Below are 22,882 nucleotides of genomic sequence, written 5' to 3' on the forward strand. Positions count from 1 at the left end.
GATGATCAACCTGCGACCATTCGACCTCGCACGCGAGCACGGCATCTCAACCCAGGCGGTCCGCAACTACGAGCGGGACGGCTTCATCCCACCCGCAGACCGCACGCCCAGCGGCTACCGGGTCTACACCGAGATCCATGCGGCGGCGCTGCGCGCCTACCTCGCGCTCCTCCCGGCGTACGGACACGCGGTGGGCGGCCAGATCATGACCGCGCTGCACCATGGCGAACTCGACGACGCCCTCATGATCATCGACCGCGGCCACGCCCAGTCGCTCCGCGACCGAGACACCCTCGATTCCGTCAGGAACGCGGTACATCACCTGACAGCCGATTCCGGTCCCGCCACGGACCCATCGAACGACGCCGACACCCGCACCATCGGCGAACTCGCGCACCACCTCCGCGTCACCCCTGCGACGCTTCGCAATTGGGAGGGCGCCGGCATCCTCGCCCCGACGCGGGATCCGGCCACCGGATACCGCCACTACCGCGCGATCGATGTCCGCGACGCCGAGCTCGCACACCTCCTCCGACGAGGGGGCTACCCGCTGGACCGCATCGCCGCCGTGGTCCAGCAGGTCCGAAGCGCGGGCGGCACAGACGCTTTGGCCGCGACGCTGGGTGACTGGCAGCGAAGGCTCACCGCACAGGGTCTCGCCATGCTCGACGCGGCCGGCGAGCTCGGCCGCTACATGGAATCGCTCGACCGCGCCCTGCCGGGGCCCATCACGGCATCCGCCGCGCGGCACTGGCCACCGGACCGCGTCAGCACCGTCGCTGCCCCTGGCCGCGCTCACACCTTTATCGTTTAACTGTTCGTTTCCTCAGCCGCCGCGTAGGTTGCCGACGTGACCATCGCCGAGCAAGCGCCGCAATCCCCCCGAACCGCCGTTCCGTCCTGCGCGGCGCCGCCCTCGGCGTCGGTGCCCTGGCCGCGGGTGCTGCCCTCGGGCCCCTGTCCGCCGCGCGAGCGGGCGCCTCCCCGTCCGCGCTCACCGGCAAGACCGCCGTTGTGGTCGGCAGCGGATTCGGTGGCGCGGTCGCGGCGCTGAGGCTCGGCCAGGCGGGCGTCCGGACCACGGTCCTCGAGCGCGGCAGGCGCTGGCCGGTCGACCCGGACGGCACGACCTTCTGCACGATCAACGAACCCGACGGCCGATCCGCGTGGTTCGCCGACCACCCGCCGATCAACCAGCTGACGCGGCTGCAGTCCATCGCCCGGTACCCGGGCCTCATCGACCGCGTGTACGGCAACGGCATCGACGCCATCTACGGCGTCGGGGTCGGCGGCGGCTCGCTCGCGTTCGGCGCGTTCACGCCGCAGCCCCGGCGCAAGGATTTCGCCACGGTCTTCCCCGCCCAGATCGACTACGACGAGCTCGACCGGACGTACTACCCGCGCGCCAAGAAGATGCTGGGCACCTCCCCCTCCCGGCGGACCTCCTCGCGAACCCCGCCTACCGGGGTGCCCGCGCCTGGCTGGACTACATCGAGGATTTCGGCGGCGAGCCCGTCCTGCACGACTTCTGCGTCGACTGGGACGTCGTCCGCGAGGAACTCGCCGGCCGCGCACCCGCGTCGTACTCGATCGGCGAGGGCCCGTACGGCAGCAACTCCGGCGCCAAGAACAGCGTCGACCGCAACTACCTGCCCGCGGCCGAGGCCACCGGGAACGTGACGATCCTCCCGTTGCACGAGGTCATCGAGATCCGGGAGATCTCCGGACAGGACCGGTTCGAGGTCGTGGTCAAGCGGATCGACGAGTCCGGCGCGGTGCGTGAACACAAGACACTGGTGGCCGACTACGTGTTCATGGCGGCAGGCTCGTACTACACCTCCGCGCTGCTCGCGACCGCCAAGGCGAAGGGCACGCTGACCCGGCTGAACGACCACGTCGGCAAGGGATACGGCAACAACGGCGACTTCCTGATCGCCCGCGGACTGTTGCGCAGGGACTGCGGCGCCAAGCAGGGCGGCCCCGGCGTCGCGGTGATGTACGACGACGACAATCCGGACGGCCCGATCTCGATGTCCTGGGAGGCGTCACCGTTCCCGGACATCGCGGGCGGCTCGAACATGGCGAACCTGATCCAGGTCATCTCGGACGAACGCGGCTCGATCGACTACAACCCGGCGACCGGCCGGGCGGAACTGAACTACCCGTTCGGCGAGTCGAACAGCGACGTGGACGCGCGCGGACGGAACTTCGCAGGCCGCTTCCACGAGCGGACCGAGACCCGGTTCGGTTCACCCGCCACCGGGATCCCGATCTACACCCGGCTCAGCGACTTCGGCTCCGGGTGCACCTGGCACGGACTCGGCGGCATGGTGATGGGCCGGGCGTGCAGCCACGAGGGCCAGGTCGACGGCTACGCCAACCTGTTCGTCGTCGACGGCGCCCTGCTGCCGGGGTCGTCCGCCATGGTCAATCCGGCGCTGACGATCACCGCGGTGGCGGAACGCTGCATGGACCGCTTCGTGGCCGCCCGGTCCTGAGCCCGACCGACCACCGACAGGAACCTCACAGGGCCGGTGAGTACGGTGGCCGGGGCCAAGGGCTCGGCAATCCGTCAGCCCGCCGACGGACAGGAACGTGCAATGCCCCAGGCACCGATGCTGGCGGACCCCGCGAGGACCTCGACAACACCGAGGTCCGCGCGCGCCGTCGTCGGGCGCCTGCGGGGACACCGGGCCGGGCCGGACGTGGCCGCGGCGCTCGGGTTCACCGCGCTCGCGATGGTGGTGCTCGGCCGCCAGTGGCGCTCCCCCACCGTCGGCTACCTGATCGGCAGCGGCCAGGACCAGCGGATGTGGGAGTGGTTCTTCGCCGTCGCGGCGCATTCGGTCACCCGGCTGGAGAACCCCCTCGGCACGCTCCTGCAGAACTACCCGGATGGCGTGAACCTGATGGCCAACACGGCCATGTTCGGCGTCAGCATCCCGCTCGCGCCCGTCACCCTGTTGTTCGGCCCGACCGCCACCTGGACGCTGGTGCTGACCGCGGGCCTGGCCGGGACCGCCTTCGCCTGGTACTGGCTGCTGTCCCGGTATGCGGTGCGGTCGCGGGCCGCGGCGGCCGTCGGCGGCCTGTTCTGCGGGTTCGCCCCCGGGATGATCTCGCACGCCAACGGTCACCCGAACTTCGTGGCGCTGGCGCTGCTGCCGCTGATCCTCGGCTGCGTGATCCGGCTCAGCCGCGGCGCGGGCACCAGGACCACGATCGCGCTCGGCCTGCTGGTCGCGGCGCAGATCCTGCTCGGCGAGGAACCGCTGCTCATCTGCGCCATGTCCTTCGCCGTGTTCACGGTGACGTACTTCGCCTTTCGTCCGCGACTCGCCCGCGCCGCGGTGCGGTCCGCGTGGCGACCGCTGCTGCTCGCGGCGGCGATCGCGCTGACGATCACCGCGATCCCGTTGTGGTGGCAGTTCTTCGGGCCGCAGAGCTACCGGGTCATCGACCACGGGGCAATGGGCAACGATCTCAAGGCGCTGCTGCAGTTCCCGGAGCAGTCACTCGGCGGACGCACCAACCCAGGGCAGGACGTCTCGATCGGCGCCACCGAGGAGAACGCCTACTTCGGCTGGCCCCTGTTGGCCCTCGTCGCCGCGGCGTCGGCCTGGTTGTGGCGGTCACCGCTCGCACGGGCGGCGACGATGACGACACTCGCGATGGGCGTGCTCTCGCTCGGGTCCGAGCTGACCGTCGGGCGGAACAAGACCGGGATCACCCTGCCGTGGGCGTGGTTCGAGCACGTCCCGCTGCTCGAATCGGTGCTCGAGACCAGGTTCGCGATGGGCGCGGTCCCCGCGATCGCGCTGCTGCTGGCGATGGCGACGGACCGAGCCGTCCGCGAGCGGGCGACACTGGTTCCCTGGTGCATCTGTCTGGTGCTCGCGCTGCTGCCGCTGACCCCGATGCCGCTGCCCGCGGTCGACCGCAAGCCCGCTCCCGAATTCTTCGCCGACGGGACATGGCGCGGATACGTCGACGACGGTTCCATCGTGACGGTCCCGCTGCCCCGGCCCGAGGATGCGCGCGCGCTGTCCTGGCAGGCCCAGGCCGATTTCGGCTTCCCGCTCGCGGGCGGCTACTTCGTCGGACCAGCGGGCGCCGCCAAGAAGGCCAAGTACGGCCCGGACGATCGTCCGACGGCCCTGTTGCTGGCCGAGACGGACAAGACCGGCGCGGCGCCGACGATCACCGACGAACTGCGCGCGCAGGCGGTCGCGGACCTGAGGTTCTGGCGGGCCGACGCTCTCGTGCTCCCGCCGGGCAAGAACCGTCAGGTGCTCCGCGAGACCGTGAGCGAGCTGCTCCGCGACAGCGGTCATGCCGCCGACGACGTGTGGGTGTGGGATGTGCGCGCCCTGGTCGCCGCGGGGCGCTGACCCTGGCGCCGTCCCATACGATCGGACCTTGTGTCCGACGCGCCTGAATCCACGCCAGCCGACCGCACCTCCCTGCGCACCGCCCGCCTGATCGCGGTCGTCGCGGGTCTGGCCGGGCTGCTGCTGGCCGTCCTCACCCCGCTGCTGCCGGTCAAGCAGACCACCGCCAGCGTGTCCTGGCCGCAGAACGGCGCCCTGACCAGCGTGTCCGCGCCGCTTGTCAGCTACGAACCGCTCAGCCTCAGCGCACACATCCCCTGCGCGGTGGCGACACAGCTACCGCCCGACGGGCAGGTCCTGCTCTCCACCGCCCCAAGCAGGCGGCGGACGCCGAGCTCGACGGCCTCACCGTCAAGGTCGCGGGCGATCCCGCGCGCGAGACCGGCCGCGAGGTGCAGGTGATCCTGCGCAACAGCGTGCTGCTCTCGGCGCCGCTGGCCGACGTCGCGGCGAAATGCTCGGCGATCACCGTGTTCACGGACGCCGAGCACACCACCGCCACCTTCGCCGGGCTCACCGACGATGCGGGCGAGCCGCTGAGCGTCGACGTCGCAGGTGACCTGCGCCCACAGATGGTCGGCATCTTCAGCGACCTGCAGGGCACCGCCCCCGCAGGCCTCGAGGTACGCGCGGACATCGATTCGCGGTTCTCCTCCAGCCCCACGCTGTTCAAACTGCTCGCGATCATCGCCGGGACGCTGGCCACGCTGATCGCGCTCGTCGCGCTGCACCGCCTCGACAGCACCGACGGCCGTGCCGCCCGCCGCTTCCTGCCCCGGCACTGGCTGCGTTTCACCGCAGTCGACGGCCTGGTGGTCGGCACCCTCGCGCTGTGGCACTTCATCGGCGCGAACACCTCCGACGACGGCTACCTGCTGAACATGGCCCGGGCGTCCGAACAGGCCGGCTACATGGCCAACTACTTCCGCTGGTTCGGCGTCCCCGAAGCCCCGTTCGGCTGGTACTACGAGGTGCTGGCCGCGATGGCCAAGATCTCCACGGCCAGCCCCTGGATGCGCCTGCCCGCACTGATTGCCGGCGTCCTCTGCTGGATGGTGATCAGCCGCGAGGTGATCCCCCGCCTCGGTAACGCGGTGCGCCACAACCGGATCGCGATCTGGACCGGCGGACTGGTCTTCCTCGCGTTCTGGCTGCCCTACAACAACGGCCTGCGGCCCGAGCCGATCATCGCGCTCGGCGCGCTGCTGACCTGGTGCTCGATCGAACGCGCGATCGCCACGGGCAGGCTGCTGCCCGCCGCGGTCGGCGTGCTCATCGCGGCCTTCTCGCTGGCCGCAGGGCCGACCGGCGTGATCGCCGTCGCCGCGCTGATCGTCGGCGCCCGGCCGATCACGGCGATCCTGGTCACCCGGGCCCGCCAGGTGGGGTGGCTGCCGCTGCTCGCGCCGATCGCCGCCGCAGGCACCCTGGTGTTGGCCGTGGTCTTCGCCGATCAGACCCTCGCGACCGTGCTCGAGGCGACCCGGGTCCGCACTCTGGTTGGCCCGAACGTGAAGTGGTTCGACGAATACCACCGCTACGACGCGCTGATGAACGTCTCCCCCGACGGGTCGCTGGCCCGGCGGTTCGGCGTGTTCACGATGATCCTCTGCCTGGTCGTCTGCGCGATGATCATGCTGCGCCGGGGCGGCAAGATCCCTGGCGCCGCCGCCGGGCCGTCGCGCCGCATCCTCGGGATCGTGTTCGGCTCGCTGGTGCTGATGATGTTCACGCCCACCAAGTGGACCCATCACTTCGGCGTCTACGCGGGTCTGGCCGGTTCCATCGCCGCGCTGACCGCCGTCGCGGTCGCCGCGGCCACCCTCCGCTCGCGCCGCAACCGCACGCTGTTCGCGGCGGGCGTGCTGTTCCTGCTCGCGCTGGCCTTCACCGGCTCGAACGGCTGGTGGTACGTCTCCAGCTACGGCGTGCCGTGGTGGGACAAGCCGCCGTCCATCGGCGGCAACGCCTTCTCCACCGCGCTGCTCGGCCTGGCGGTGCTGGCGCTGCTGCTGGCGGGCTGGCAACACCTGCGGGCACCGTACCGGCCGGAGGAGCAGGCAGCTCCGCCGCGCGGGCTGCGTGCGCTGCTCGGTTCCCCGCTCACGCTCGCGGCCGCGTTCGTGGTGCTCTTCGAGGTGCTGTCGCTCGCCAAGGCCGCGGTCGCGCAGTATCCGGCGTACTCGGTGGCCCGCTCGAACATCGAGGCGCTCACGGGCGACACCTGTGCGCTCGCCGACGACGTGCTCATCGAGTCGGACGCCAACGCCGGGATGCTCACCCCGGTGAGCCCCTCGAACAACCCGCTCGGGGCGGACGCGGACTCCGGCTTCACCCCCAACGGGGTGCCCGTCGACCTGACCGCCGACGAGGAGAGCAAGGCCGCGGGCGGCGCGAACACCGTCGACAGCGACGCCACCCAGACCACCTCCGGCACCGCGTCGGGTACCGGCGGCGGCACCGGCTCCACGGGCATCAACGGCAGCTCCGTTGCGCTTCCGTTCGGACTCGACCCGGCGCGCACCCCTGTCCTCGGCAGCTACCAGACCGGCGAGCAGGCCACCGCGAAGCTCACCTCCGGGTGGTACGGGCTGCCCGAACGGACCGATGCGGCCCCGATCCTGGTGGTCACCGCCGCGGGCCGGATCCGGTCCGTCGACGCCGACGGCATCGTCACCTACGGCCAGGACCTGGTCGTCGAGTACGGCGTCCCCGCTGCCGACGGCACGATCGAGGCCCGCGGCAGCGTGCTGCCCATCGACATCGGCCCGTCGCCGTCGTGGCGGAACCTCCGGGTCCCGATGGCCGACATCCCCGCCGATGCCACCGCCGTGCGGCTGGTCGCGAACGACCACGATCTCTCCCAGGGCCAGTGGCTGGCCGTCACGCCGCCGCGGGTGCCGCAGCTGCGGACGCTGAACGACGTGGTCGGCTCCAGCGCGCCGGTGCTGCTGGACTGGTCCGTCGGCCTGTCCTTCCCCTGCCAGCGGCCGTTCGACCACGAGTACGGCGTCGCGGAAGTTCCCGAGTACCGGATCCTGCCGGACCGGGTCGGCGCCGACTCCACGAACGGCTGGCAGGACAGCCTCGGCGGCGGACCGCTCGGCTGGACCGACCTGCTGCTCACCGCGCAGACCATGCCCAGCTACCTCGACCGCGACTGGGACCGGGACTGGGGCTCGCTCGAGCGGTTCACCCCGTTCATCGAATCCGAGGTGCCGGCACGGGTGGACACCGCGACCGTCACCCGGTCAGGGACTTGGGACCCGGGGCCGATCCCGGCGCGGTGACGGCGGCTGCGATCGCGAACCCCGTGATCGCAGCCGATCCCTCCGCCGCGGCGGCCGACCAGGCCGCTGAGCTGGGGATTGGAGCTGCGTCACGGGGGCGTGGATCACCGATTCCAGAGATTCTCCGTAGCGATGTGAACGCCGACCGACCCTCGCCTACCATCGTGAACCGTGCCCGACGTCGTGACAGCCCTGAACCAGCCATTTCCGCACCGCCGCCACCGGTCGACTGCAGAACGAAGTACCGCACCGCGCGGCTGATCGCGGTCGTCACCGGGCTGCTCGGTGCACTGTTCGCGGTGGCGACGCCTTTCCTGCCGGTCGCCCAGACGACGTCCACACTGAACTGGCCCCAGGCGGGGGTCACCTCGAGCGTCGACGCGCCGCTGATGGCCCAGGTGCCGATCGACCTGCAGGCGACGGTGCCGTGCGCGCTCGTCCGCGAACTGCCCCCTGAGGGCGGCCTGCTGCTGGCCACCGCGCCGCCGCAGGGCACGGACGCCCCGCTCAACGCGATGTTCATGCGGGTCACCGCCGAGACCGTGGACGTGCTCGACCGCAACGTGGTCGTCGCGTCCGCCCCGCGCGCCCGGGTGGAGGCCGGTGGCTGCACGGCCATCACCTTCACCTCCGACATCAACAGCACCACCGCCACCTTCGAGGGGCTGTCCATCGGCGGCAACCCGGTCACCGGCACCCTGACCGGAGACCTGCGTCCTCAGGTGGTGGGCGTCTTCACCAGCCTGGACGGCCCCGCACCCGCCGGACTCTCGTTGACGGCGAACATCGATTCCCGGTTCACCTCCTCGCCCACGCTGATCAAGAGCGCGGCGATGGTGCTCGCGGTCCTGCTGACCATCGCCTCGCTGGTCGCGCTCGCCCGGCTCGACGGCACCGACGGCCGCGGCCACCGGCGCTTCTTCCCGTCGCACTGGTGGCAGTTCAAGCCGGTCGACGGCGCGGTCGTCGGCATCCTCCTGGTCTGGCACTTCATCGGCGCGAACACCGCGGACGACGGCTACCTGCTCACGATGGCCCGGGTGTCGGAACACGCCGGCTACATGGCTAACTACTTCCGCTGGTTCGGCGTCCCCGAGGCCCCGTTCGGCTGGTACTACGAGGTGCTGGCCGCGATGGCCAAGATCTCCACGGCCAGTCCGTGGATGCGCCTGCCCGCGCTGCTGGCAGGCATCCTCTGCTGGCTGGTCATCAGCCGCGAGGTGATCCCCCGCCTCGGCCGCGCGGTCCGGCACAGCTCGGCCGCGGTGTGGACCGGCGGGCTGGTGTTCCTCGCGTTCTGGATGGCCTACAACAACGGCCTGCGCCCGGAACCGATCGTGGCCCTCGGCGCGCTGCTGACGTGGTGCTCGGTGGAGCGCGCCATCGCCACCGGCAGGCTGCTGCCCGCCGCGGTCGCGATCCTGATCGCCGCGTTCTCGCTCGGCGCCGCCCCGACGGGCCTGATGTGTGTGGCGGCCCTGCTGGCCGGCGCCCGGCCGATGGTCCGGATCCTGGTCCGCAGGCACCGCGAGGTCGGCGCATGGCCGCTGATCTCTCCGCTGCTCGCGGCGGGCACCGTGGTGCTCGTCGTGGTCTTCGCCGATCAGACCTTCGCGGGCGTCCGCGAGGCCACCCGGGTGCGCAGCCTGATCGGCCCGAACATGAACTGGTACGAGGAGTTCCTCCGGTACTACTACCTGTTCGTGCAGACGGTCGACGGTTCCGTCGCCCGCCGGTTCGCGTTCCTGGTGATGATCCTCTGCCTGTTCACCACCCTGTTCGTGCTGTTGCGCCGCAAGAAGATCCCTGGTGCGGCGGTCGGTCCGTCGTGGCGCTTGCTCGGCGTGGTGTTCGGAACCATCTTCTTCATGATGTTCAACCCCACCAAGTGGACCCACCACTTCGGTGCGTATGCGGGCATCGCCGGTTCGCTGGCCGCGCTCACCGCGGTCGCGGTCTCCGCCTCCGCGCTGCGCTCGCGCCGCAACCGCACCATGTTCGCGGCCGGCCTGCTCCTGGTGCTCGCCTTCTCCTTCTCCGGCATCAACGGCTGGTGGTACGTCTCCAGCTACGGCATCCCGTGGTTCGACAAGACCGTCTCCCTCGGCGGCAGGCAGCTCAACTCGGCGTTGCTCGCGCTGTTCGTCGTCGCCGTGCTGGTCGTCGCCTGGCAGTACTTCCGCGAGGACTTCATCGGCACCGAGGTGAAGGCGTCCAGCGAGAAGGGCAGGCGCATCAAGAAGTTCGCGGCCGTGCCGCTGACCGTGGTTGCCGCGATGATGGTGCTGTTCGAGGTGCTCTCGCTGGCCAAGGGCGCGGTATCCCAGTACCCGGCGTACTCGCTGGCCCGCTCCAACATCGACGCCGTCACCGGGTCGCCGTGCGGTCTGGCCGACGACGTGCTGACCGAGGCGGATCCGAACGCCGGCCGACTGCAGCCGGTCATCGACCCGACCGACCCGGCCGCGAACCCGAACAACCCCCTCGGCGGCAGCGATCCGACCGGGTTCAGCCCGAACGGCGTGCCCACCGACCTGTCCGCGGACTACACCGAGGTCAAGCCCGGCCAGTCGAACACCGACGGCCAGACGGTCGGCCCGAACTTCGCCACCGGCGCTGGCGCGGGCACCGAGGGCGGCACCGGGGCTGTCGGCGTCAACGGCAGCAACGTCAAGCTGCCGTACGGCCTGAACCCCGCGACCACACCAGTTCTTGGCAGCTACCAGACCGGGGTCCAGGAGCCGGCCAGCCTGACCTCCAGCTGGTACGGGCTGCCTGCGCGCAGCGAACAGTCGCCGCTGGTCGTGATCTCCGCGGCCGGGCGTATCTGGTCGGAGAGCAAGGACGGCGAGGTCACCTACGGTCAGTCCCTGCTGCTCGAGTCCGGGCACCGCGAGGCCGACGGCACGATCACCGCGCTGGGCACCTACCTGCCCAAGGACATCGGCCCGGCGCCGTCCTGGCGGAACCTGCGGATCCCGATCGACGAACTGCCCGCGGGCACCGACGTGGTCCGGATCGTCGCGAACGACCCGAACCTGACCGGCGATCAGTGGCTCGCGTTCACCCCGCCGCGGGTACCGCAGCTGCAGTCGCTCAACGACTACATCGGCACCACCCAGCCGGTGCTGCTCGACTGGGCGGTCGGTCTGCAGTTCCCCTGCCAGCGCCCGTTCGACCACAAGTACGGCGTCGCCGAGGTCCCCGGATTCCGCATCCTCCCCGACCGCCCGCTCGCGGTCAGCTCCACCGACACCTGGCAGAGCCACGAGAACGGCGGACCGCTCGGCTGGACCGAGATGCTCGCCGAGGCGTCCACGGTGCCGACCTACCTGGTCGACGACTGGGGCCGCGACTGGGGCGCATTGGAGCGGTACACGCCGTACTTCCCGCAGGCTGAGGCCGCCGTCGTCGACACCGGCGAGGTGCGACGCTCGGGCTTCTGGAGCCCAGGCATGATGCGCGTGTACGAGAAGTAGTCGCCCACACGACGAAGACCGGCTCCCCACACGGGGAGCCGGTCTTCGTCGCATCGGAGGGCCTACGGCCGCATACTCGGTTACATGCCGGACGACGACCTGAGCGATTTCGAGGCCGCACATTTCACCCACGACGGCACGACGCGCGCGATCTACCGCCGCGGCACCGGCCCTGCGGTGATCATCATGGCGGAGATCCCGGGCATCACCCCGAAGGTGCTCGAGTTCGCCCGCCGCGTCGCCGAGATCGGGTGCACGGCAGTGCTTCCGCACCTGTTCGGCGACCCCGGCCGGGATCCGAATCCGGATACCCACGGACGGGTCGCGACGGCGGCCAACGCGGTCACCACGATGATCCCGGTCTGCGTCAGCCGCGAGTTCACGATGCTGGCGACCGGGCGCAGCTCGCCGGTGGTCACGTGGTTGCGGGCGCTGGCGGCCCACGAGCACGATCGGTGCGGCGGACCGGGGGTCGGCGCGGTCGGCATGTGCTTCACCGGTGGCTACGCGCTCGCGATGGCCGTTGACGACGTCCTGGTCGCCCCGGTCCTGTCGCAGCCCTCGCTGCCCCTCGGCGTCTCCGCGCGACGACGGCGGACCATCGACATCTCGCCCGGCGACCTGGCAAGGGTGAAGCAGCGCTGCGCGAACGGGCTGACCGTCCTGGGACTGCGCTTCGACTCCGACCGTCTCTCCCCCGCCGAACGCTTCGACTTCCTCCGCGAACAGCTCGGCGACGCCTTCGTGGCCGTCGAGATCGACGGCGGCGCCGCGAACCCGGACGGGCTGCTGCCCCCACACTCGGTGCTGACCGAGCACCTCATCGACGAGCCAGGTCAGCCCACCCGCGCCGCGCTCGACCAGGTCCTCGACCTGATGCGGACACGGTTGCTGACGCCGACCGCGGACCCCGACACCGGACCTGTCGATCCGGCGTGAGCCCCGCGGGCGGCGCGATCGCCCTGCGCTAGAACGGGATCAGCGAGTGCTTTCGCGGGTTCTTGGGAAGCTCCTTGTCGCGGAGCAGGTTCAGCGCCTTACGGATCTCGAGGCGGGTGGCCGCAGGCTCGATCACCGCATCGATGTAGCCACGCTCCGCCGCGACGTAGGGGGTAGCGACGTGCTCGTTGTAGTAGTTGATCAGCTGGCGGCGCACCGCGGGGGCGTTCTCGCCCGCCGCCTCGATCTGCTTGCGGCCGATCACCGCGACCGCGCTCTCCGCGCCCATCACGGCGATCCGGGCGGTCGGCCACGCGAAGTTCACGTCGGCGCCGAGCTGCTTGGAACCCATCACCGCGTACCCGCCGCCGTAGGACTTGCGGACCACGACGGTCACCTTCGGCACGGTGGCCGAGACGTAGGAGAACAGGAACCGGCCGCCGCGCTTGATGACGCCGACCTTCTCCTGTTCGACGCCGGGCAGGAAGCCCGGGGTGTCCACGACCAACACCAGCGGGATGTCGTACGCGTCGCAGACCTGCACGAAATGCGCGGCCTTGTCGGAGGCGGACGCGTCCAGCGCGCCGGAGAGTGACATCGGCTGGTTCGCAACCACGCCGACCGGGCGGCCGTCCACTCGGGCGAAACCGGTGATGATGTTCTGCGCGCTCTGGCTGCGGACCTCGTGGAAATCGCCGTCGTCGAAGATCCTGAGCAGCACGTCGTGCATGTCGTAACCGGCGTTGTCGGCGTCCGGCATGAACGTGTCCAGCGAGAGGTCGTCCTCGGTGATCTCCGGCTCCAGGCCGGGATTGACGATCGGGGGCTTCTCGGTGCAGCTGGACGGCATGTAGCTCAGGTACTTGCGGGCCCACTCGAACGCGGCCTTCTCGTCGGCCGCGACGTGGTGCACGTTGCCGTACTCGGCCTGCTTGCGCGCGCCGCCCAGGTCCTCGAGGCTGACATCCTCGCCCGTGACGGATTTGATGACGTCCGGACCGGTGACGAACATGTACGACTCTTCGGTGGCGATCACGACGTCGGTGTTGATCGGCGCGTAGACCGCGCCACCGGCGCACTTGCCGAGGATGATCGAGATCTGCGGGCACAGTCCGGACAGCGGCTCGTGCCGCCTGCCCATCTCCGCGTACCAGGCCACCGACGCGACGGCGTCCTGAACGCGCGCGCCCGCGGACTCGTTGATCCCGATGACGGGGCAGCCGATCTTGATCGCGAAGTCGAGGATCGCGGAGACCTTCCGGCCGAAGATCTCGCCCGCCGCGCCACCGAAGACGGTCTGGTCGTGCGAGAACACCGCGACCGGACGGCCCTCGACCGTGCCGTGCCCGGTGACGACGCCGTCGCCGTACGGGTTGTTGGGATCGCCCGCCATCCTGGCGAGCTGGCCGACCTCGACGAAGCTGCCCGGATCGAGCAGCATGTCGATGCGCTCACGCGGAGTCGGCAGACCCTTTTCCTTGCGCCTCGCGATGGCCCTCGGGTTACCAGGCGCCTTCGACAGCTCGAGCTTCTCGCGAAGGTCCGCCAGCTTCTCGGCCGTAGTGGTGCTCACTCAGTTGCTCCGATTCTCGGCCTCGATGTCGGCCAGCTTCTTGGTCAGGTCCGCCCCCACCTTGGCAATGTACGGCTCGTCCACGATCTGGATGTGATCGCCACCGACGTGGACGATCTCCAGGTTCTTCGCGCACTCGCCCCAGCCCCCGTCCGGCTGCCGGGTGCTGAACGCGGGCTCGAGGGCCATCGCATCGTCGTGGTAGCGGTCGGCCAGGTACAGCACCACGTCGCCGTCGTACTGCTCGAGCTGCGCGGTCTGGATGGCACGGTTGTCCAGCCAGGAGGTGCGCTGGTGCTCGAGGATGCCGCCCGGGATCTTGGTCCCGCTCATCTTCAGCAGATCCATCAGGATCTGGATCTGCGCTTCGTCGGACTCGGCCGCCGCCAACTTGTCGTACGGCAGCGGGGCGTCGACGTTGTAGGTCTTCTTCGCGAAGGCGGAGTACCGCTTCCAGCGGGCCTTGATCTCCTCCGGGGTGTCCTCGACCTTCTCGCCCGCCATCACGGTGTCGATCAGTCCGACGATCCGGACGTCGGCGCCCTCCTCGCGGAGCAGCTTGGCCACCGCGTATGCCAGCACGCCGCCAAGCGACCAGCCGTACAGCACGTACGGGCCGTCGCCCTGGATCTCGCGGAGCAGCGGCAGGTAGGCCTTGGCGCGCTCCTCGATCGGTCCCTCGGTGCGCTCGAGCCCGTACATCGCGGTGCCCTCGGGCAGCCGCTTGAGCAGCGGCTCGTAGGCCACCGTCGAGCCGCCGGCCGGGTGGAACACGAACACCGGCACCGCAGTGGATCCCTCGGGACGGGGGCGCAGGGTGCGGACCAGCCCGTCGATGCGGACACCGTCCTCGAGGTGCTCGCGCACCTTCTCCGCGAGCTGCTCGATGGTCTCCGAGTCGAGGATGTCGTCGAAGGTCACCTCGCCGCCCGCACGCTCGGTCAACCGGGCCGCCAGCTTCTCGGCGGTCTCGTCGTCGAGCACCGGCAGGGTGTTGAAGATGCCCTTCGCGGACTGGCCGGTGATGACCGCCCACGTCGCGAACGTCAGCCGCTCGGCGGCGTCACGCGGGGGCACATCGGTTCCGGTCGCCTCCGCCGTGGCCTGCTGGGCGTCGACCTTCGTCTCGGGTTCCGCGGCAGGGGCGGCCTGCTCGGCGGCGGCAGCAACGATGGCCTCGGCCTCGGCGACGGGGCTGGTGTCCTCGTCGGCGAGCGCCTCCTCCTCGGCGGCGGCCGCGTTCGAGGCCTCCTTCTCGACGCGCTGCTTCTCGGCGAGCGCGGCGACCTCTTCACGGTTGTCGATCGCGTAGCGCAGGTACTTCTCCACCTCGCGCAGGCTCGCGTCGCGGACCGCCTGCAGCTGCAGCTGCGGGATGTCGAACTCGTACTCGACGCGGTTCTTGATCCGCACCGCCATCAGCGAGTCCAGTCCCAGCTCGATCAGCGGGATCTCGGCGGGCAGGTCCTCGGGCGCATAGCCCATGGACTCGGCGACGATCAACGCCAGCCGCTCCTCCATCGACTGCGAGCTGCTCGGGTCCCAACGGTCACCGAAGGACTCGACCACCTCTGGCAGCTCCTCCATCGGGGAGCTGGAGCGCGGCGATGGAGCTGCCGCGGCGACGACGAGCTCGGGCAGCGGTTCGCCCGCGGTGACCACCGCGTCGAGCAGCAGCGCGAAGCCGTCCGCGGTCTTGGCGTGCACCTGCAGCGAGGCGCCGCCCGGGTGCGGGTTCAGCGTCGTGGTCATGGTGCCCGCGGCCGGGACGTCGCCGCGCGCGACGGCGGCGGTCAGCACCACATCCGAGAGCACCTGCGCGGCGGCCTCGGTCGCCAGCGCGTTCAGGTCGGAGACCGCGGCGGCCTCGACCTCCCACACGTGCCTGCCGTCGGGCAGCGAGACGTGCGCACCGGGCACCCGGGCGTTGCCGCCCGAGGAGATGCGGATGTCGAGCCAGTGCTCCTTGCGGAGGAACGCGGTCCGCGGCAGGTCCGCGTAGCCGCCGTCCGCGAACAGCGACGGCAGGTTCACCGGGTGGCCGTGGACGTAGAGCTGGGCGAGGGCACTGAGCACGCCCAGCTCCTCGTCCTCCTTGCGCTTGAGGGTCGGGATCAGCTGCGCGTCGTGCAGCCCGGCGTCGAACGCGGTGGCCGCGACCGACATCAGCGTCGCCGGGTTCGGGGCCAGCTCGACGAACGTGGTGTGCCCGGCGTCGACGGCGAGGCGGACCGCGTTGGTGAAGTACACGCTGTGCCGCAGGCCCTTGGTCCAGTACTCGACCGGGTGGATCGGGTCGTGCCCGGCGCGGTAGAAGGTCTCCTTGTCGACCGAGGAGTAGAGCCCGGCCTTCAGCTTGTGCGGCTCGATGCCTGCCAGCTCCGCGGCGAGCTCGCCCAGGATCGGGTCGACCTGCGAGGTGTGGCTGGCGCCCTTGGTCTGCAGGATCCGGCCGAGCTTCTCCTCGGCCTCGGCCCGGGCCACGATGGCCTCCACCTCGGGCTGCGGGCCCCCGATGACGGTGTGGGTCGGCGCGGCGTACACGCAGACCTCGAGATGCGGGAAGTCGCCGAGCACGGCCTCGATCTCGGCGGCGCTGTACTCCACGAGCGCCATCAGCCGGATGTCGTCGCCGGACAGCGTCGACTCGGCCTCGCCCATCAGCCGGGAGCGAGCGGTGATGACCCGGACCGCGTCCTCGAGCGAGAGCCCGCCGGTGACGTACGCGGCGGCCGCCTCGCCCATCGAGTGGCCGACCGCGGCCTCCAGGTCGGCGCCGTGATGGCGGAGCACCGCGGCAAGGCCGATCTGGATGGTGAAGATGCCGACCTGCGCGGTCTCGACGTCGTAGTCGACCGAGTCGTCGAGGAACTTCTCGGCCATCTTGTAGCCGGCCTCGTACTCGATCAGCTCGTCGACCGCGTCGACCGTCTTCCGGAACACGGCATTGTTCAGGTAGAGCTGCTTGGCCATCTTGCGGTGCTGCGAGCCGAAGCCCGAGAACACCCAGATCGGTCCGTTGGAGGCGGGTGCGTCCGCGGACAGCACGCCCTGGCCGGGCTTGCCCGCGGCGACCGCGCGCAGGCCGGTGATGGCCTCGGCGCGGGTACGTGCGAGCACCACCGCGCGGGACCGGCCGTGGTTGCGGCGGGCCAGCGTGCGGCCGACGTCCTCGAGCGGGGTCGTGCTGCCTGCCTCGGTCTCCAGCCAGTCGGCCAGGTCGGCGGCGGCGCGGCGGCGACGCGAGGGCATCGAGGCGGACACCGCGAGCAGCACCGGCGTCGGCTCCGCATCGGCCTCGGCCGACTCGGCGGTCACGACCGGCTCGACGCCCATCGACTCGGCGGCGTCGGCGAGCACGCCCGCGGCCTCCGTCTCGACATCGAGCGACTCCGTGGCCTGTGAGTCCTTCTGGTCCCCATCCGGGCCAGAAGTGCTCACGGGCGCCGCAGGCGCCTCGTACTCGCGGACCACGACGTGCGCGTTGGTGCCACCGAAGCCGAAGCCGGAGACGCCCGCGACGGCACGGCCGGTGTACCGCGGCCAGTCGGTGGCCTCGGGGATCACCTGCAGGTGCGCCTTGTCGAAGTCGATGTACGGGTTCGGGCCCGCATAGTTCAGCGACGGGGGGAGCTTGTCCTCGCGCATCGCGAGCACGACCTTGATCAGGCCCGCGGCGCCCGCGGCGGCCTCGAGGTGACCGAAGTTGGTCTTCGCCGACCCGAGAAGGGCGGGCTGGTCGGCCGTTCGGCCGCGGCCGACGACGCGGCCGAGGGCATCCGCCTCGATCGGGTCGCCGAGGATGGTGCCGGTGCCGTGCGCCTCGATGTAGTCGACGCCGGACGGGGCGATGCCCGCGTCACGGTAGGCGCTGCGCAGCACGGCGGCCTGCGCGTCGGGGTTCGGGGCGAGCATGCCGTTGGAGCGGCCGTCCTGGTTTACGGCCGAGCCTGCGATCACCGCGAGGATGTCGTCACCGTCGCGCTCGGCGTCCTCGAGGCGCTTGAGCACGACCAGTCCACCGCCCTCGGCGCGCACGATGCCGCTCGCGTCGGAGGAGAAGGCCTTGATCTTGCCGTCGTCGGTGAGGATGCCGGTCTCGTCGAAGCCGAGCGTGGCCGGCGGCGCGACGAGCATGTTGACGCCGCCCGCGAGTGCGAGGTCCGACTCACCGGTGCGCAGCGAGCGCACCGCCTGGTGCACCGCCACCAGCGAGGACGAGCACGCGGTGTCCATCGCGACGGAGGGGCCGCGGAAGTCGAAGTAGTAGGAGACCCGGTTCGCGACGATGGCGGTCGAGGTGCCGGTCAGGGCGTAGGGGTGCGCGTGCACCGGGTCGCTGACCGCGAGCAGCTGGTAGTCGTTGGCGGAGCTGCCGATGAACACACCGACCTGCTCGCCCTTGAGCTCGCTGGCCGGGATGCGGGCGTGCTCGAGCGCCTCCCAGGTGAGCTCCATGGCCAACCGCTGCTGCGGGTCGACGTTGCGGACCTCCAGCGGCGACATCGCGAAGAACTCCGCGTCGAAGCCCTTGACGTCGTCGAGGTAGCCGCCCTTGGTGTTGGCCTTCTCGATGGCCGCGGCCACGGTCGGGTCCGCGGCGAACTCCGACCAGCGACCCTCCGGCAGCTCGGTGACCGCGTCGCGGCCCTCGATCAGCAGCCGCCACATCTCGTCGGGGGTGTGACCGGTGCCGGGGAACCGGCTGGACATGCCGACGATCGCGATGTCATGCGACTGCGAGGTGTCCTTGATCGCGTAGAACGACGCGTCCTCGGGCTCCTCGGGGACCTCCGGCTCGCCCTCGATGATCAGGGTCGCCAGCGCGGCGATCGTGGGGTGCTGATAGACGACCGTGGCGTTCAGCGTGATGCCGACCAGTTCCTCGATCTCCCCGCTCAGAGCGACGGCGTCCCTGGATGAAAGCCCGAATTCCTCCATCGGACGGTCATCCGAGATCTGATCGACCGGTTGCCCGGTCGCCTCGGCAACCCAGTTGCGCAGCCATTCGCGCAGCTGCGCGACCGTCATCTCTGTCTCAGCCATCAACACACCACGCTACCCGTCAAGAAGAGGTTGTCTTACACGCTATCGGGGAACGCGGTCTGCGTGTAACCACCACGGAGCGTCCCCTCGATGTATGCGGCCTTGCAGGCGCGCCTGGCGATCTTGCCGCTGGAGGTCCTGGGGATGGATCCGGCGGGCACCAGCAGCACGTCACGGGCGGTCACGCCGTGCCGGGTGGAGATCGCAGCACGCACCGCGTCCGCGATCGGGGCCGGGTCGGCCTTGCCAGCGCCCGGTGCCCGCTCGCCGACCAGCACGAGCTGCTCGGAGGCGTCGTCGGCGTCGAAGGTCAGCCCGCTGCCGGCCTCGAACACCTCCTTCGGGAGCTGGTTCGCGGGCACCGCGAACGCCGCAACGAAGCCGGGGCGGAGCGCGGCGCTCGCCTCCTGCGCGGTGGCCTCGAGGTCCTGCGGGTAGTGGTTGCGACCGTCGACGATCACCAGGTCCTTGACGCGACCGGTGATGTACAGCTCGCCGTCGACGTAGACGCCGTAGTCGCCGGTGCGCATCCAGTTCGAGTCCTCGGGCGCGCCGTCCGCGTGGCTGCCCGTGGCGATCGTCGAGGACAGCCGGTTGTGGAAGGTCTGCTCGGTCTCCTCGGGGCGACCCCAGTAGCCCTGGCCCATGTTGTTGCCGTGCAGCCAGATCTCGCCGACGTTCTCGTCCTCGAGCTCGGCGCCCGTGTCGGCGTCCACGATCGCGGCCCACTGGCTGCGCGAGACGTAGCCGCAGGAGACCTGCGGGATGGCGCCCTCGGCATCCTTGTCGACCTTGACCATGCGGCCCTCGTTGAGCTGGGCGCGGTCGACGTAGATGATCTTGGCCTCGTCGCTGTGCTTGGTGGAGGAGACGAACAGCGTCGCCTCGGCCATGCCGTAGGACGGCTTGATCGCGGTCTTGGGCAGCCCGTACGGCCCGAACGCGTCGTTGAACTTGCGCATCGACGAGGTGGTGACCGGCTCGCTGCCGTTGATCAGCCCGATGACGTTGCTCAGGTCGAGGCTCTCGCCGTCCTTGGGCAGGCCGCGGGCGGCGGCGTGCTCGAACGCGAAGTTCGGCGCTGCGGCGAAGGTGCCCGCGCCGTCGGTGATGGCGGCGAGTTCCTTGATCCAGCGGTAGGGACGCGCCACGAAGGCACGCGGGCTCATGATGGTGATGTACTTGCCGCCCAGCGCAGGCAGGATCACCGTGAGCAGGCCCATGTCGTGGAACAGCGGCAGCCAGGTGACGCCGCGGGAGTCGGTGGTCAGCTCGATGGCGTCGACCATCTGCAGCGCGTTGGTGCCGACCGCCCTGTGGGTGATCTCCACGCCTGCGGGCACCCGGGTCGAACCGGAGGTGTACTGCAGGTACGCGATGTCGTCGAGCCCGATCTCGGGGTACACCCAGGTCTCGCCGACGGTGTCGGGGATCGCGTCCACCGCGATGATGCGGGGGCGCTCCGCCGCGGGCAGCGAACGGAAGAGCTGACGGACGCCGGCGGCCGAAGTCGACGCGGTGAGGATGGCCGACGGCTTGCAGTCGCCGAGGACCGCGTGCAGGCGGTCGCCGTGGCCGGGCTCGTCCGGATCGAACAGCGGCACCGCGATGGTGCCCGCGTGCATCGCGGCGAAGAAGGAGATGACGTAGTCCAGGCCCTGCGGCGCCAGGATCGCGACACGCTGACCGGGCTCGGTCACCTGCTGCAGACGGGCGGCGACGGCGCGCAGCCGGTTGCCGAACTGGGTCCAGGTGAGCTCGTGCACCTCACCGTCCCGCTCGCGCGAGTAGTCGATATAGCGGTATGCCAGCTCGTCCGCGTTCTCGCGGGTGTGCTGTTCGACGTGATCGACGAGGGTGCTGCCGGGCATCAGCCTGATGTTGCCGGCTTCGTCGACGTAGTCATCGAAGTTCTTCATACCTTCTCCTCCAAGGCAAGCTCCCGGTGATCGCGACGAACACCGGTGAGCTTCGTCCCCTGCAGCCGCGTGGGATCGTGCAAATAGTGACTAGTGGTGGCAATGCGTGCAGGTCTCAGATCGGTAACGACGTGCGCCCCATCCCAAACCAACAGCATGTTACAGACAGTGCCGTTCTCATTCACCCTTGAGCAGGGGTATCACCGGAGCGAATGCCTCCATCTGCGTGGGGAAGATCCCCACGTAGGACATGGAGGTCTGCGCCCGCACGCTGCGGATCTGGTCCGCGATCTCCTCGTAGGAGCCGAATGCGAGGTACGGGGAGTTCAGGATCTGCTCCACCGTGAGTTTGACGTCCACCTCGATGTTCGGCGGGTACCCGTTGTCCAGGGCCGCCAGCGCCATCTCGGCCATCGCCTCCCGATCATCGGTCGGCATGATCGTGGTGATCGTCCAGTTCAGCTCGATGTCGTCGAACCGGTCGCCCGCTGCCTCACGGATGCGCTCGACCCGCGCGGCGGTCGCCTCCATCGTGATGCCGGACAGCAGCATCTTGCCGTCCTTGTTGCTGGGCGGGGCGAGCGAGATGATGTCCGCGTACTTGGCGGCCAGCGCCAGCATCTTCGGTCCACCGCCGCCGACCACGATGGGTGGGCGCGGGCCCTGCCGGGGCCGCGGGCTGCCCTTGAGCCCGTTGATCTGGTAGTACTCGCCCTGGAAGTTGCACTCCTGGCCGCGCAGCAGCGTGTCGAGGATCTCGAGGGACTCCGCGAGCTTGGCGATGCGCACGCCCGGGCTGTCGTACGTGATGCCGCCCTTGTCGAACTCTTCCTTCATCCAGCCCGCACCGATGCCGAGTTCGAGCCGTCCGCCGGAGAGCACGTCGATCGTCGCCGCATCCTTGGCGAGCACCGCCGGGTGCCGGAATCCGTTGGCCAGCACCGCGGTGCCGATCCGGATCTTGTCCGTCGCCACCGCGAGGGCACCCAGCGCGGCGATCGGGCCGACCTGATTACCGAGGTGGTCGGGAATCATGAAGCTGTCGTAGCCGAGTTCCTCGGCCTTCTGGGCCAACTTGATGAACCGGCGGGCACCGCCCTCTTCGGCGTTTCCCTCTCCGCCGGCGGCAAACCGGAACTTGCGCGGCGCGGGTGCGTCGGCGGAACTCATCGATCATTTCTCCTGAAACCTGGGCACAACGGGGGACCTGGACGGCGCGGTACGGCAACGTGGCCGGTGGGACACTCTATCGGCATCGCACCGTTCCCACTATTCGTGAGCTGGGGTCGGCGCGGACCTCACCTTGTCGGCCGCCCAGTTTGTCATCCACTGTGTGGCCGTGGTGCCGTTTTGATCCACCACGAACGAGTTGTACATGGCATGCACCGGGTTGTTGATGTACTCGCCGATCCGGGCGAGGCTCGCGAGGAAATTCGCCGGCTTGAAGGCGTTCGGCGGGGCGTCGCAGATACCGTCCGATGGCGCGCAGATGTCGACCACCCGATCGCCGAGCGACCCGAAACCACCCGGCCGGGCCCCCGTCATCGTCATTCCCGGCACCTTCAGGCCGCCGAGCGACAGCTCCGCGCCCACACCGGCCACCGGCGTGCCGACGATCTGGGCCGTGCCGGGCTCGCGCCTGCCGTCCGCGATCAACCCGACGCCGAGCACCAGGTCCGCTGGCACCGGGCCGGTGCCCTCGCCGATCGACGATGCAAGGTCACCGGCGATGACCGCGCCCTGCGAGAAGCCCAACAGCATGAATGTCGTGAGCGGGCAGTTCGCGTGCATGGCCGACATCGCCTCGCTGGCCCGTGCGGTGCCCTCGCCGCGACTCTTGTTGTACGACATCTGACCGTCCGGCGGCAGCGCCACCGGGTTCGAGAACTGCGCCACGTACGGGACGGTGTACACCTCCGCGCGTTGGCCCTCGAACTGCGCCTGCAGCGGCCGGGTGATGTTGAGCATCAACGACGCCGGGTTCGCGCCCGGGTTGAAGGGATCGTCGATCGCGCTCGACTCCCAGGTGCCCGGGATGGCGACCACCTGGACGTCCGGGCAGCTCGCAGGCTGCGCGCTCGGCCGCTCCGGCTCCGGGCCGGGGCCCGGTGGCGGCGGGGGCACCCGCCCGGCCAGCAGGTACCAGGCCACCAACGCGACGAGCGCGAGGAGCAGCACCACGATGAGCACGATGAGCAGGCGCAGCACACCCGACTTGCGGCCCTTACGTCCGGCAGCATTCATC

Annotated in this window: 11 protein-coding genes and 1 pseudogene; 7 read left to right on the forward strand and 5 right to left on the reverse strand. The window is 70.2% G+C overall.

Translation table 11 applies throughout. The annotated features are described in order from the left end of the window. Nucleotide 1: 1 nt before the first annotated feature. The 7 genes and pseudogenes from BTZ20_RS25035 (at nucleotide 2) to BTZ20_RS25060 (ending at nucleotide 12,099) form a co-directional block, all read left to right on the forward strand. A complete protein-coding gene (locus BTZ20_RS25035; RefSeq protein WP_083742847.1) occupies nucleotides 2–814 on the forward strand; it encodes a TioE family transcriptional regulator in 813 nt (270 codons plus the stop codon). A gap of 200 nt (nucleotides 815–1,014) precedes the next feature. Continuing rightward, on the forward strand, nucleotides 1,015–1,680 hold the full coding sequence (locus BTZ20_RS29590) for a hypothetical protein (protein WP_317616062.1): 666 nt from the start codon (nucleotides 1,015–1,017) through the stop codon (nucleotides 1,678–1,680). Continuing rightward, a complete protein-coding gene (locus BTZ20_RS29595; RefSeq protein ID WP_317616063.1) occupies nucleotides 1,677–2,498 on the forward strand; it encodes a GMC oxidoreductase in 822 nt (273 codons plus the stop codon). Before BTZ20_RS29590 ends, BTZ20_RS29595 begins: the two co-directional genes overlap by 4 nt. Nucleotides 2,499–2,600: 102 nt before the next feature. Next, nucleotides 2,601–4,391 (forward strand): glycosyl transferase, encoded by a 1,791-nt coding sequence (locus tag BTZ20_RS25045; protein ID WP_077043211.1) that lies wholly within the window; start codon nucleotides 2,601–2,603, stop codon nucleotides 4,389–4,391. A gap of 15 nt (nucleotides 4,392–4,406) precedes the next feature. Next, a pseudogene (locus BTZ20_RS25050) lies at nucleotides 4,407–7,681 on the forward strand (arabinosyltransferase domain-containing protein). Between the two features lie 203 nt (nucleotides 7,682–7,884). Beyond that, on the forward strand, nucleotides 7,885–11,160 hold the full coding sequence (locus BTZ20_RS25055) for an arabinosyltransferase domain-containing protein (RefSeq protein WP_411269171.1): 3,276 nt from the start codon (nucleotides 7,885–7,887) through the stop codon (nucleotides 11,158–11,160). A gap of 84 nt (nucleotides 11,161–11,244) precedes the next feature. After that, nucleotides 11,245–12,099 (forward strand): dienelactone hydrolase family protein, encoded by an 855-nt coding sequence (locus tag BTZ20_RS25060; RefSeq protein WP_077043212.1) that lies wholly within the window; start codon nucleotides 11,245–11,247, stop codon nucleotides 12,097–12,099. Between the two features lie 28 nt (nucleotides 12,100–12,127). Here BTZ20_RS25060 and BTZ20_RS25065 read toward each other — a convergent pair whose 3' ends face one another. The 5 genes from BTZ20_RS25065 to BTZ20_RS25085 all read right to left on the reverse strand — a co-directional run bounded on the left by BTZ20_RS25065 (nucleotide 12,128) and on the right by BTZ20_RS25085 (nucleotide 22,881). Continuing rightward, entirely contained in the window at nucleotides 12,128–13,672 is a 1,545-nt protein-coding gene (locus BTZ20_RS25065) for an acyl-CoA carboxylase subunit beta (RefSeq protein WP_077043213.1), read from the reverse strand. Continuing rightward, nucleotides 13,673–18,703, reverse strand: a complete 5,031-nt coding sequence (pks13, locus tag BTZ20_RS25070; protein WP_077043214.1) for a polyketide synthase Pks13 — start codon at nucleotides 18,701–18,703, stop codon at nucleotides 13,673–13,675. Nucleotides 18,704–18,753: 50 nt separating this feature from the next. Next, nucleotides 18,754–20,637: a long-chain-fatty-acid--AMP ligase FadD32 gene (gene fadD32, locus BTZ20_RS25075; protein ID WP_077043215.1), complete on the reverse strand. Its 1,884-nt coding sequence runs from the start codon at nucleotides 20,635–20,637 to the stop codon at nucleotides 18,754–18,756. 177 nt (nucleotides 20,638–20,814) lie between these two features. Then, nucleotides 20,815–21,807, reverse strand: coding sequence for an LLM class F420-dependent oxidoreductase (locus BTZ20_RS25080; RefSeq protein WP_077043216.1), 993 nt, complete (start codon nucleotides 21,805–21,807; stop codon nucleotides 20,815–20,817). Nucleotides 21,808–21,906: 99 nt separating this feature from the next. Next, nucleotides 21,907–22,881 carry a cutinase family protein gene (locus BTZ20_RS25085; protein ID WP_077043217.1) on the reverse strand — a complete coding sequence of 325 codons (975 nt, stop codon included), beginning with the start codon at nucleotides 22,879–22,881 and terminating at the stop codon, nucleotides 21,907–21,909. Nucleotide 22,882 lies beyond the last annotated feature (1 nt).

Origin of the sequence: Rhodococcus sp. MTM3W5.2 (assembly GCF_001984015.1) — a bacterium.
Classification (GTDB): domain Bacteria; phylum Actinomycetota; class Actinomycetes; order Mycobacteriales; family Mycobacteriaceae; genus Rhodococcus_G; species Rhodococcus_G oryzae.